Source organism: Crocosphaera watsonii WH 8501 (assembly GCF_000167195.1).
GTDB lineage: Bacteria > Cyanobacteriota > Cyanobacteriia > Cyanobacteriales > Microcystaceae > Crocosphaera > Crocosphaera watsonii.
This window is the reverse complement of record NZ_AADV02000029.1, coordinates 19,357-31,207: the sequence shown is the minus strand read 5'-3', so window position 1 is coordinate 31,207 and position 11,851 is coordinate 19,357. Positions and strand designations below refer to the sequence as shown.

Annotated in this window: 9 protein-coding genes and 3 pseudogenes; 7 read left to right on the top strand and 5 right to left on the bottom strand. The window is 37.0% G+C overall.

All coding sequences use genetic code 11. The features are described from left to right. Nucleotides 1–379, top strand: a pseudogene (locus CWATDRAFT_RS35945) (IS66 family transposase); the annotation flags it as partial. Nucleotides 380–624: 245 nt separating this feature from the next. Here CWATDRAFT_RS35945 and CWATDRAFT_RS15900 read toward each other — a convergent pair. Both CWATDRAFT_RS15900 and CWATDRAFT_RS33855 read right to left on the bottom strand, forming a co-directional pair. After that, nucleotides 625–885 carry a hypothetical protein gene (locus CWATDRAFT_RS15900; protein WP_007305961.1) on the bottom strand — a complete coding sequence of 87 codons (261 nt, stop codon included), beginning with the start codon at nucleotides 883–885 and terminating at the stop codon, nucleotides 625–627. Further along, on the bottom strand, nucleotides 845–1,045 hold the full coding sequence (locus CWATDRAFT_RS33855; protein WP_081450973.1) for a type II toxin-antitoxin system HigB family toxin: 201 nt from the start codon (nucleotides 1,043–1,045) through the stop codon (nucleotides 845–847). Before CWATDRAFT_RS33855 ends, CWATDRAFT_RS15900 begins: the two co-directional genes overlap by 41 nt. A 948-nt stretch (nucleotides 1,046–1,993) precedes the next feature. On the opposite strand from CWATDRAFT_RS33855, the pseudogene CWATDRAFT_RS15895 reads away from it, so the two are divergent. Further along, nucleotides 1,994–3,208: pseudogene (locus CWATDRAFT_RS15895) on the top strand (reverse transcriptase domain-containing protein); the annotation flags it as partial. A 134-nt stretch (nucleotides 3,209–3,342) separates the two neighbouring features. Here CWATDRAFT_RS15895 and CWATDRAFT_RS15890 read toward each other — a convergent pair. Then, nucleotides 3,343–3,738: a hypothetical protein gene (locus tag CWATDRAFT_RS15890; RefSeq protein WP_007303072.1), complete on the bottom strand. Its 396-nt coding sequence runs from the start codon at nucleotides 3,736–3,738 to the stop codon at nucleotides 3,343–3,345. 79 nt (nucleotides 3,739–3,817) lie between these two features. Between CWATDRAFT_RS15890 and CWATDRAFT_RS15885 the strand changes: the two genes are divergently transcribed. From CWATDRAFT_RS15885 to CWATDRAFT_RS15875, 3 genes and pseudogenes are all read left to right on the top strand, one after another. Then, the gene (locus CWATDRAFT_RS15885; protein WP_007305963.1) at nucleotides 3,818–5,257 is read left to right on the top strand and encodes an NF041680 family putative transposase; all 1,440 of its coding nucleotides are present in this window, start codon (nucleotides 3,818–3,820) and stop codon (nucleotides 5,255–5,257) included. Between the two features lie 128 nt (nucleotides 5,258–5,385). Continuing rightward, nucleotides 5,386–5,961 (top strand): annotated as a pseudogene (locus tag CWATDRAFT_RS41375) (HNH endonuclease); the annotation flags it as partial. 247 nt (nucleotides 5,962–6,208) lie between these two features. After that, nucleotides 6,209–7,078 carry an alpha/beta fold hydrolase gene (locus CWATDRAFT_RS15875; protein ID WP_007305965.1) on the top strand — a complete coding sequence of 290 codons (870 nt, stop codon included), beginning with the start codon at nucleotides 6,209–6,211 and terminating at the stop codon, nucleotides 7,076–7,078. A gap of 33 nt (nucleotides 7,079–7,111) precedes the next feature. Here the strand turns inward: CWATDRAFT_RS15875 and CWATDRAFT_RS15870 are convergent, their stop codons facing one another. Further along, nucleotides 7,112–7,885, bottom strand: a complete 774-nt coding sequence (locus CWATDRAFT_RS15870) for an SDR family oxidoreductase (RefSeq protein ID WP_007305960.1) — start codon at nucleotides 7,883–7,885, stop codon at nucleotides 7,112–7,114. A 371-nt stretch (nucleotides 7,886–8,256) separates the two neighbouring features. Next, nucleotides 8,257–9,597: a TldD/PmbA family protein gene (locus tag CWATDRAFT_RS15865; RefSeq protein WP_007305959.1), complete on the bottom strand. Its 1,341-nt coding sequence runs from the start codon at nucleotides 9,595–9,597 to the stop codon at nucleotides 8,257–8,259. Between the two features lie 528 nt (nucleotides 9,598–10,125). On the opposite strand from CWATDRAFT_RS15865, the gene CWATDRAFT_RS15860 reads away from it, so the two are divergent. Both CWATDRAFT_RS15860 and CWATDRAFT_RS31800 read left to right on the top strand, forming a co-directional pair. After that, nucleotides 10,126–10,629, top strand: a complete 504-nt coding sequence (locus CWATDRAFT_RS15860) for a histidine kinase (protein WP_007305966.1) — start codon at nucleotides 10,126–10,128, stop codon at nucleotides 10,627–10,629. Continuing rightward, the gene (locus tag CWATDRAFT_RS31800; RefSeq protein WP_050018358.1) at nucleotides 10,592–11,830 is read left to right on the top strand and encodes a sensor histidine kinase; all 1,239 of its coding nucleotides are present in this window, start codon (nucleotides 10,592–10,594) and stop codon (nucleotides 11,828–11,830) included. The genes CWATDRAFT_RS15860 and CWATDRAFT_RS31800 overlap by 38 nt, the downstream gene beginning before the upstream one ends. Nucleotides 11,831–11,851: the final 21 nt, after the last annotated feature.

Here is an 11,851-nt window from a genome sequence, read left to right as displayed (position 1 = left end):
TTTTTCAGGCTGAATTTAACCTTGAAGATTAGGGTCCAAAGAACAGAAGTTGAGAACTCCCGCAAAAGATTTTAAAGCAATCCCAAAAAAGATGCCTTTGATGCCAAAGATGGTTAACCGTTCAAACGTCTTGGGAAGAGTGTTCAACTTTCTAACTATCCCGAAGTCAAACCAGATATAATGATGCTGAGAGAGCTTTACGTCCCATTGTCATTCACCGCAAAGTAAGTGGGGAGCAAGAAGCGACTGGGGTGCAGAGTTAGTCACCCAAATGTTCAGTTTTTTAGAGACCATGAGATTACAGGGGCAAAATGCCATTGTCCAATTATGCGAATTATTGTCATTAGCTGGTCGGAGTCCCCCAGGATTAGAGATGTAAAAGGCTCCGGAGCCGATGGGGGATAGATTTTTCTTGATCGCCCTATCTCTCTGCACAAAAATACACAGGATTAGCGGATAATCTCCGCTAACAAAAAACTATCTTACTATTATTTTTTTTCTCATATTGTTGTTTTTATTTGAGGTTTTAAAAAGACTTGATTCTGGGAATGTTAGTCATTAAAATAGCCGTAATAAATTAGCTTAAATTTTACGCTAAATCACAGGGCTTATATTTTTGTTGACTCAACTGATGTTGTTTGTAGTGCTTTTCAATAAGACTTTTTTGTTGCGGTGAGCAGTTACGATTAAACACCCTAAAACATTCAGATAATCTTGTTCTTCCGTGGTCAAACTTCCTTGATCAATTAATTGATCAATAACTTTTTGAGTCGTTTGATAATCTTCTTCTGATGCAATAGGACGAGGGGGGAAAGCTTGTAATAATTTTATATAAGCTTGATTGTTAGGAGAACCAAGGGTCGTTTCTCCAGTTATCTGTGTCATATTCTGAATGGGTAAGGACAGCACGAACAAAAACTTTTTGATATCTATAGTCTATCAAAGTAATTAAGCGATAGTTGTTACCACTTATATTAAAGACCGTTAGATTACCCACTTGATCTGCTTGAGGAAATGTTTGACGTAGCTGAAAAAATTGTGCCATCTTGCCTCTCTGGTGCGAGAATACCATATTTGTAGGCTTGATTTAGCATTCGGATGCTTTTTCCAAAATTCTTTGAGTCGTCTATGAGTAATAATGTGCATTTCTTGTTATTCTTGGTTAAAATTATTCATTGTTTTCTACAAAAAATTGTGATTGAGTAATGGGATATTTATCAACTATGGGACGGGTAAGACAAAAAGAATGCGATTGCTGTCATATCTCCTCTAAACTACTGTATAGAGTGCAAATTGATTCCTCGCAACAGTGGTGGTTTCTGTGTCCCAACTGTTGGCAACAAGCGAGTGAGAATAATCCCCACTACGTCTATGGCGGAGAATGGTGTGCGATTCGTTGAGCTAGAAAGTTTGGAAACAAGCGTGTAGCTCGTTCAGAACATTGAAATCTGAATAACTGTTGATTTGTTGGCTAATGGAGCCACACTCGGAATCAAAGGAGAAAATCCTAAGAGTGACGACATAACCCTCCGTTTTGGACTTAGTAAACCCAGGATGGAAGCAGGGTTAGAAGGGGAACCCGTCATGAAGCAGCATGGTAAGTCGCTCCCCAAGTCAATCGGTCATGGTTAAACATTACGTTGAATCATCGACATGAACCCTCAAAACCGCCAAGTAGTAGCCAAATCTGTTTGATAGGCTGCGTTCAAAAGAACAAGGTAAAAAGTGGAGTTTTTCCATGAGCATCCACACAGATTCCTAAAAGTAACCTGGGGGAAAGATGAAACCTAAAACCGATATACCCAAATCAACGGAACGAATTAAGTCCATGATTGCTCTTACCACCGGTCGAGTAGGTAAGTAGGGACAAACTGAACCGCAAGGGTCATGGATGTGAGAAGCAATTAAGTTGCTAATGCCCACTTGTAATGAGTACGGATAAGCTGACGTATTGCTGGTTAATTAGAAGAAATAGTCTCTATTAGAGGTGAATATGTCGAATGCGAGTATAACCAAGACTACGCCAGAGTGGAACACAATTAACTGGGCAAAAGTCCAGAGAAAGGTGTTTAAGCTTCAAAAAAGAATATTTCAAGCTGTTAAATCAGGTAATAAAGTTAAAGCTAAAAAGCTTCAGAAGTTACTGTTAAAGTCACATTACGCAAAGCTCTTAGCCATACGCAAAGTAACCCAAGACAACCAAGGCAAAAAAACTGCTGGCGTTGATGGGAAAAAGGCATTACGCCCCAACCAAAGATTAAAGTTAGCCAAAGAACTAGCTTTAAAAGGTTACAAAGCAAAGGCACTCTTCCAGGTTTGGATTCCCAAACCTGGAAGAGAAGAAAAACGTGGTCTGGGAATTCCCACCATGAAAGATAGAGTAATGCAAGCCTTGGTTAAATCAGCCTTAGAGCCATATTGGGAAGCCCAATTTGGGGGAACATCTTACGGTTTTCGTCCAGGCAGAAGCGCACAAGACGCTATACAAAGGATATACACGGTAATCAATTCAAAAGCCAAATATGCTCTAGATGCCGATATATCCAAATGTTTTGATAAGATTAACCATGACCACCTACTGTCCAAATTAGATTGTCCTAATAACGTCAAAATAGTCATTAAACAATGGCTAAAATGCGGTGTTATGGACAAGGGTATATTTGAGGAAACCGATTCAGGAACTCCCCAAGGCGGTGTAATAAGCCCTTTATTGGCTAATATTGCACTACACGGATTGATTAATGATATAAGAAACCAATTTCCTGCAAATAAAAAGAGGAAAGATGGTAGCTACAAAACAGGATACCAACCTGCAATCATCCGTTATGCCGATGATTTCGTAGTTCTCCATGAGGACTACGACGTTATTCTAAAATGTAAAAATCTAATTGCACAATGGTTGAAACAAGTCGGACTGGAACTAAAACCAGAAAAGACTTCCATCAGACATACTCTAAAAAGTATTGAACACGACGGAAAAACCATTGACCCTGGTTTCGATTTTCTTGGATTCAACATAAAGTCCTACCCCGTAGGGAAATACCACTCTGGGAAAACACCCCATCGTGAGATACTTGGATTCAAAACTATAATCAAACCAAGCAAAAAGAAAATACTAGCTCACCATGAGGCGATCAAAAAGGTCATAAATGCCAACAAGAATGCCCCACAAGCAGCATTAATTGCAAAATTAAACCCCATAATAAGATTGGACTTTGGATAAAAAGCAATTGTTAGCGTAAATTTTACGCTAAACATATCTCCAGAGCTAAAATAGAGAATTAAGGTGATTTTAAAAACTCTCTTTCCATCTTTTTAGGGGATTTTAAATATTAAATAGCTTCATTCAGTTTCGGTTCCAATATAGATATCTAAGTAGCTTTCCGTTAGAGATTGAATGACTCGTTCTAATTCATCAATGAGATTTCTTCTAGTGAGTTTTTCTACAGCATCAATATGAGCAGAACTTCCGGCTCGTCCTAAATATTTATATTTGGTTTTTTTCTCATTATTAGTGGCCATAGGAAAAATTGATTCAGCAGCCTGTAGTTTATAATACCAGTAGATTGTTCCCTTTCCATTAACCTGATAACGAATAATATGACAATTAGCTGGTGCTACTTCCCCTTCCCGTTCAATTTTCTTTATTTTCTGTTTAAGAGAGCGAATTAGACTCTTAATTTGTTTGGCTCTCAGGTGGACATCTTGACTGGTCTTAAGTTCGGAATGTGATGACATTAGCCTTAACTGTAACAAACAACCTCTTTTGATGTTAGCGTATATATTCCGCTAATTTATAAGGTAATAAATTTTAAAAATGACCAAAAATGAAACGGCTACGTCTGTCGAGGAATTCCTGGTGTGGAGGTCTAACCTCTTCCAAGGACTAAAAGCTAGAAAAGAAACTATTATAGAATTACTCGATGCCCTCTCCAGTAACCAACAAGCTCACTCAGTCGTTGAATTGTCTCTCAATCCTCTATTTAGAAGAGATTATAACAGTTTATATAGAGGAATTCAAGAGTTTTTACCCACTCAAACTGACCCTAATTATGAACAGAGAATTGAGACTTTATTTTCAGCGGTATCGAGAACAATTCCTCCTACTTCAAAACATTATAACTTATTTGGTATTGACACAACTCCCTGTCCACGACGGTTTGGCGAAACGTTAGCGGATAAAACCTTTATTCATTACCCCAATCCAATTAAGGGAAATAAACCCATTAATATTGGACATTGTTATTCCGTTGTCTGCGCTTTACCTGACCAAATAGACACAGAAAAAGTCCCTTGGGCTGTCCCCTTATCAGGAGAGCGAGTCCCCTCTAAACATAAAGGAGTAAATCAAGGCAATCAACAACTAAAAAAAATCTGGCAAAGTTCTTTATTTTCTGATAAATTATCTGTCTTAGTGGCTGATAGTGACTACAGCCAAAAGGATGTTATTGGGGAACAAGTTAAGCACGAAGACGTAGTTACTATTACAAGAGTTAGAAGTGACCGAGTTTTTTATCGTCAATTTATTCAGGACCCAAATCAAGCCAAAACTTCGGGACATCCCCGTTGGTATGGGGATAAATTTGACCTTAAAGATGACCAAACTTGGACTGAACATGATGAAGTTCATCATGTTCCCTTTACAACGAAAAAAGGTCGTCAATTAACAGTGACTATTTCGGGATGGAAACAGATGTTAATGAGAGGAACTAAAAACTATAAAATGAACAATCACCCCTTTACTTTACTCCAGATTGTTGTCAGAGATCAAGAAAGAAATAGTATTTGGAAACCTATGTGGCTTATTGTTATTGGTTCTCGGCGCGATGAGTTAAGTTTAGTTGATTGTTATCAGTGTTATCGACAACGTTATGACATGGAACATCTTTTTCGATTTGGTAAACAAAGATTATTGATGACATCTTATTTAACTCCCGATGTACATCATGAAGAAAATTGGTTTAAACTAACACTTCTTTCTTACGTAAATTCGTGGGCTGCCAGAAAATTAGCTGTGGTTTTACCCCGTGATTGGGAACAGTATTTGAAGACTAATAAATCCATCAAAATCACCCCTAGTCTAGTTCAAAGAGACTTTTCAAGAATAATTACGACCTTGGGGACTTTCGCCAAATTTCCCAAACGTCGAGGTTTTTCTTCCGGACGTATTAAAGGTTACAAAAAAGCCCCACGAACTCGTCATGATGTTATCAAGAAAGGGAGCAAAAAATCAACTAAAAACTTAAAAGCTACTTAGTTTCCCTCAGAATCTATAGATTAGCCCTATTTGTCAGCCAATTTTATTGACTGATACAGAGCCGATATTTTGGGATTTTAGTTTAGCGTAAAATATACGCTAACAAACTTTTTTTGTCCAAAGTCCAAATAAGAGGATGGTGTAATTATTACCGAACTGTATGCAGTAAGGAAACGTTCGACACCGAAGACCACATATTATGGAATATGCTGAGAGCCTGGACAGTCAGCAGGAAAAAGAATAGGACCCCACTGATTGAAGCCCTCAGAAAATATTTCTCATACGGAAGACGCGGAAAATGGACATTTCAAACAAATGGAATGGTCCTTTACTACCACGCCGAAACGGAAATAAAAAGACATCAATTGGTTAGGGCCGAAGTCTCACCATATGACGGAAACTGGACATACTGGAGCAAAAGACGGGGAATATACACTGGAACACCAATGAGAGTGTCAAAACTCTTAAAGAAACAAAAAGATATCTGCCCTATCTGCAAGCAACACTTTACACCCGATGACTTGATAGAAGTTGACCACATAATCCCAAAATCGAAAGGTGGAAAGGACAGGTACGACAATCTACAAGCTCTACATCGTCACTGTCATGATGCTAAAAGCAAAAATGACTATCTCTATGATTGGTTAGATAATGGCTATGAATGGAAAGACGACGTTTTAACAGTACCCACGACAAGGGACTAATTGCCGAGAGCCGTGTGAGGTGAAAGTCTCACGCACGGTTCGGAATGGGAGTCGTGGTAGGTGACTACCACTTCGACCCCTAATCTCATGAGGTACACCTAACATCTAACATCTAACTCCGAACTCCGAACTCCGAACTCGTAAAACTAGAAAACTGTGTACCTCACAAGTATGAGAAATGATATAATCAACGGGTAACAATGAATTAACTGTTGATCAATAAGTGTTTTCTCCCTGAATAGTTGTTATGGTTTTTCTTCCTTTCGAAGCAAAAAATTTAACTGAAGAAACATCCCTTGACTTAGTTGATAAGATTAAGTTCGAGAACATTATAACCCCTCTGTCCCCTCAACCTATCCCTACCAGCTATGTTTTCCAGGGAGAGGAAAAGCCACCTGTTTTGCTTCTACACGGCTTTGACAGTTCTTTATTAGAATATCGTCGTCTTTTCCCAATTTTATCTCAATCTCATGCAACTTGGGCCATTGATTTATTAGGCTTTGGTTTTACTGAAAGAAGCAGTGATTTATTATTTAGTCCTGAAACCATTAAAACTCACTTATATTATACCTGGAAAACTTTAATTAAAGAACCATGTATTTTAGTCGGTGCTTCTATGGGAGGTGCAACAGCAATTGATTTTACATTAACCTACCCAGAAACCGTTAGCAAATTAGTGTTAATAGATAGTGCAGGGTTAGCTGCACCACCCAAGATAGGAAAATTTATGTTTCCTCCTCTAGACTATTTATCAACAGCTTTTTTACGTAACCTTAAGGTGAGACAGAAAATTAGTGAATCTGCTTATTATGATAAAAGTTTTGCCAATAAAGATGCACAACTCTGTGCTGCTTTACATCTTAAATGTGAGCAGTGGAGTCAAGCTTTAATTTCTTTTACCAAAAGTGGTGGTTATGGTTCTTTGAAGCAAGAAATTATCAATTTAAAACAAGAAACAATCGTTATTTGGGGAGAAAATGACAAAATATTAGGAACAAAGGATGCTAATAAATTTAAAGAATTAATCCCCAATAGCCAACTAATTTGGATTCCAGAATGTGGCCATGTTCCCCATTTAGAAAAAGCAGAATTTACAGCCAAGGCTATTCTTAATTAAGGTATTTCCTATACCAGTAAATAAATGTTTAATCTATAACCCAGGTGTTGTTTGTCCAAATAAAGAAGCAAAGTCCTTAGTAATATTAGCCGTAGAATCATCTTCCGGTTTACTAATGACATCGAAAGCTTTATTTTTAGCTGTAGATTCTATTAGTGCTTGTACAACTAATTCTGCTACATCTTCTCTAGGAATAACCGTCGGTATGCCATTGGGAGGATTTTCTAAAAAAGTGTCATTTTTTCCCACAATTAACTCTCGTTTACCTCCTGGTTCATTAATTAAACCACCAGCGCGAATAATAGTATAATCGATACCTGAATCAATCAAATATTCTTCTGCTTTCCGCTTCCAAATTAAAACATTACCATTACCCATTTTATTGAGAGGATGCTCACGGTTTGTTCCTCCCATTGATCCAACTAAAACAATCTTATTAATGCCCAATTCTTTAGCAAGATCAATCTGATTTTTTTGCCCTATCCAATCAACTTCTTCCGGCATTCCTCCGGGTTCAAACTCAAATTCTGGTCGTTGCCCTTCTTGGGCAGGTGCTTTCATTTTCGGGAAAGAACTGGTAACAATCACTAAGGAATCACATCCTTTTAAAGCAGGTTCTAAACTGGATTTGTTGGTAATATCTCCCACAAAAAATCCTTCAGTTGAACCAAATAATTCTTTTACTTTCTCGTTATCTCTAGCAAAACCAAAGACCTCAAACTTATCAGAAGTTTGACGAAGTTTCTTGACTACAAATAATCCTGTTCTTCCGGTCGCACCTGTAACAAGAACTCTTTTTTTTGACATAATTAACCAACAAAATATAGTCAAGCTTTAGTATAATATCCAGGGGGCCTTCTTAGCAATTTTATTATATTTTTTTTGCAATGGAAGAAGTTATCTAAAATATTGAGCAAGGAAAATCCAGGGATGAAAGCCAAGGCAGTAGGGGTCAACGGCCGTTGACCCCCAATACTGCGTAGGTTTTGCTCGAAACGCTCTAGTTAAGCGAGGCTCTTGAGGGGTCGGGGGCAGAGGAGGCTCTTGAGTAAGTCCCATTTTCTACCTCTGCTCAAGAAAGCATCCACAGCGAGAGAAAGCTTGTCTCAACAGACAATTTTTCGCGGGCCGAGCAGTATTGCGTTGACCCCTACTGGACAAAACCCAGATTTTGGGAATTACTCTCCGGTAACAGACAAATCTTTTACCCAAACTCTCGGACAGACACCACCAGGAGTAACCTCTGCTTCTGATTCCACACAGACAATGGACTTCAATAAGGTTAGATAATCTCCTGCAACGGTGGCCGCATCGATACTGGTTAATTTGCCTTTATTCACCAACCAACCATCAAAGGGTAAGGAAAAGGAACCTTGTAGGGCATTTACCCCTGCATGAAGGGCTTGTAATTGGTCAATAAAAATGACGTTTTCTGCTTCATCTAGGTTGTATTGAGGGTTAGCTTCAGAGTTGGAAAAAACGTGGTAAAAATGAGAACCAACTGTGACTTTTGCCCCGATGTTGGCGTTGCCTGTGGGTTGGGAGTTCATCCTTTTAGCGGTTCCAGAACTGTGTAATAATCCTCCCAAAATTCCATCTTTAATAAGTTCAATCCGACGGGTAGGGGTTCCTTCTCCATCAAAAGTTTCTGCCCCAATATTATCAGGATGTAGGGCATCATCACACAAAGAAAGTAAGGGAGAAGCGACCTCTTTTCCAATAGACTCTAAGTCTGAAAGACTTTGTTTATCTAGAATATTTTGGGCATTAAACAGGTTAGAAAAGGAACCAATTAAACTTAAAAAGGCTTTAGGAGAAAAAACAATGGTGTATTTTCCTGAGGGGATGGTTTGATAGTTAATATGACTAATTGTTTTTTCCGTCACCTCTTTTAAACAACCATCAACGTCCAAAGTTTCTAAACCTCGACTGATTTTCATGGAACTAGCCCCTCTGGGTTTTTTCCCTTCTTCTTCTGTGCGACTATAGAGATAGATGACTGCATAGGAACGAGCTTCTTGACGCAGGGAACCCTCACTGTTGAGATAAAATCTTTTTATGTCTTCTTGGGATAACCCATTGTAAGGGACTCCTTGGATAGCAGGATGGGCTTTTAAAAGGTTTGTTTCTGCTTCGATTAAGGTATCGATCAAGGTAGGAACTGGTGCCGCTTCTACGATTTCATCTCCATTATTTTCAATGCTCTCTTTAGCTTGAGGGCTAAAGTCTGGAGGATTATTCGTATGACCAAAACTACTGGCTTCTTTGGCTGTTTCTAAGGCTAATTTTATACCAAGTTCATCTAAATCTGTGGTACTTGTCACCCCAACTGTTCCCTTTTCATTCCAGACTCTCACAATGACACTGGATCGGTTAGATGCTTGAACTTGTTTGGGTTCTCCTTTATCGACTTCAACACTGGTTTCATCAATAGAAGAACCATAAATGTCATACTTATTAATGCCAAGTTCCTTGGCACTACTTTTGGCATAATTAGCGATAATTTCTGTGTTGATCATGGCTATTTTATTAAACCTTTCAGTAATCTTTTTACTTATTTTATAAGAACATTATATCCTAATCAGTCCTTTTTTCTCAACCTAAATAGATTCTAATCTTATTTGCACTTTAGTTTTTAAAGCAAACAATCCAGATAATTAAGCTGGTAAATCCAACATAACTAAAAACCGTCATCCAATCTAAAAAATTATGGGATATCATATTTCGACTAATTAATAATTTAAAATTTTATCTATTCTGAGTATGGATTATACCATAGATCACTCCTATCATGGGCTATCTGAAAAAATCAGTTTTGAAGTAGACTATTTCATCATTCCTCCATAAACGTTCCTCATTTCACAAGAAATATAAATTTCTTTTTACTTAAATCAAACAAAACTTCATGAAGATATGATAATTATTCTTGCATTTTAGTTATAGGGACGTAATATTTAAAAAACAAGTCCACAATAAACTTTATGCTGTTGTATGTAACTATTTACAATAGAAATATTTTATGATTTTAATGATGAGGATGTTAAATCATGGTACTGAAAAGTTTAAAAAATGCAACTCCTGAAATGCTAACAGAAATGGTGCAAGATTCTCTAGTTTTAGCTAATGAAATTCAACCACATGGAGTTGTCTTTGTTTTAAAGGAACCACTATTAGAAATTATACAAGTAAGTGATAATACAGAAATTTTTTTTGGCATCGCTGCCCAAGAATTGTTAAATAATAATCTTAGTAAAATCTTTGACAAATCAGCATTAGAAACAATTCATAATCATCGAAAAAGAGAACAGATAAAATCTTATAATCCTCTGCAAATTACCGTTAATTTAGAAGGTAAATTTCAGGTCTTTGAAGGCTGTTTAAGTCGGCAACGAGAAGGTTTAATCTTAGAATTAGAACCTTTGTCTAAACCTAGTAGTGAAACTAACTTATCATTTTATCAATTATTTCGCCCTTGCTATGAAAGAATTAAACAAGGAAAAACTTTAGAAGAGGTTGCTCAAAAAATTGTGGGGACTAATTGCTTGTCATAATTATGCACCTAAATATATTAGTTACAAAATACGGAAAGTTTGTGAATTGATAGCTGAGTTAGTTCCCGATAATTTAGTCACTGCTCAAAAAACCCAAGATAAGCAACAAGTTAATCTAATTAAACAGCTACAAACTTATTTAAAAACATCTGTAGATTATGAGACTAATCTTCTTACAAGATTAGTTAATCAAGAAACAGATACCTTACTCAATTTAGTTAATGCACAAGGAGTCGCCTTATCCTATGGTGAGACTCTTAATTTAGTCGGTAAAACCCCCAAAAAAGCAGCTATTGAAGATTTAATACTCTGGTTAAAAAGTAATCATAGAGAGAAAGTTTTTGCTACCCATAACCTAAGTAAAATTTATAATCAAGGGAAAGATATAATAACGGAATCCAGTGGCATTTTAGCTATTTCTATTCTACTCAATAGCACATCTTATTATATTATTTGGTTTCGTCCTGAAGTCATTCAAACCGTCAATTGGGCTGGAGATCCTAACGAAAGCTTCTCAATAGGTGTAGATGGAGAAATAAAGCTTTGTCCTCGTAATTCTTTTGCAATATGGAAAGAGACTGTTAAAAATACAGCCATACCTTGGAAAAAGTTTGAAAAAGAAGCAGCGGAAAAACTAAGAGAGATATTACTATTAGCAGCCTTAGAATTTTCCCATACAGTGATGGAAGAAGCAGTCAAGAAAGCCGAAGCAGCTAACCGTATTAAGGGTGAATTTTTAGCTAATATGAGTCATGAACTACGCACCGCTTTAAATGCTATTTTAGGGTTTGCTCAAATCATGCGTCGTTCCTCAAAATTAGATGCAGAACAGCAAGAAAATTTGAGTATTATTACTGGTAGCGGAGAACATTTATTGAACCTCATTAACCAAGTTCTCGACTTATCTAAAATAGAGGCAGGAAGGACAATAATTAATAAAACAGAGTTGGATTTTTATCGTCTTTTAGATGACTTAGAAGATATGTTTCAGTTTAAAGCAGAAGAACAAAAGTTACGATTATTATTTGAGCGATCGCCTAATGTTCCCCAATATATTCGTACCGATCAAGTTAAATTACGTCAAGTGTTAGTTAATTTGATTAACAATGCTTTAAAATTTACAGAAGAAGGTGGCGTATCTCTAAGAGTTAGAGGAGAAAGTTTGAACTTTATGGAGACAAATGACACAAAAGAAACATAAAATAAATTATCAACTAAGAAA

Bases quoted from the DNA above. Each gene is read 5' to 3' on its own strand.
- CWATDRAFT_RS15900 (WP_007305961.1), bottom strand. From the start codon at position 885: ATGACACAGATAACTGGAGAAACGACCCTTGGTTCTCCTAACAATCAA.
- CWATDRAFT_RS33855 (WP_081450973.1), bottom strand. From the start codon at position 1,045: ATGGCACAATTTTTTCAGCTACGTCAAACATTTCCTCAAGCAGATCAA.
- CWATDRAFT_RS15890 (WP_007303072.1), bottom strand. From the start codon at position 3,738: ATGTCATCACATTCCGAACTTAAGACCAGTCAAGATGTCCACCTGAGA.
- CWATDRAFT_RS15885 (WP_007305963.1), top strand. From the start codon at position 3,818: ATGACCAAAAATGAAACGGCTACGTCTGTCGAGGAATTCCTGGTGTGG.
- CWATDRAFT_RS15875 (WP_007305965.1), top strand. From the start codon at position 6,209: ATGGTTTTTCTTCCTTTCGAAGCAAAAAATTTAACTGAAGAAACATCC.
- CWATDRAFT_RS15870 (WP_007305960.1), bottom strand. From the start codon at position 7,885: ATGTCAAAAAAAAGAGTTCTTGTTACAGGTGCGACCGGAAGAACAGGA.
- CWATDRAFT_RS15865 (WP_007305959.1), bottom strand. From the start codon at position 9,597: ATGATCAACACAGAAATTATCGCTAATTATGCCAAAAGTAGTGCCAAG.
- CWATDRAFT_RS15860 (WP_007305966.1), top strand. From the start codon at position 10,126: ATGGTACTGAAAAGTTTAAAAAATGCAACTCCTGAAATGCTAACAGAA.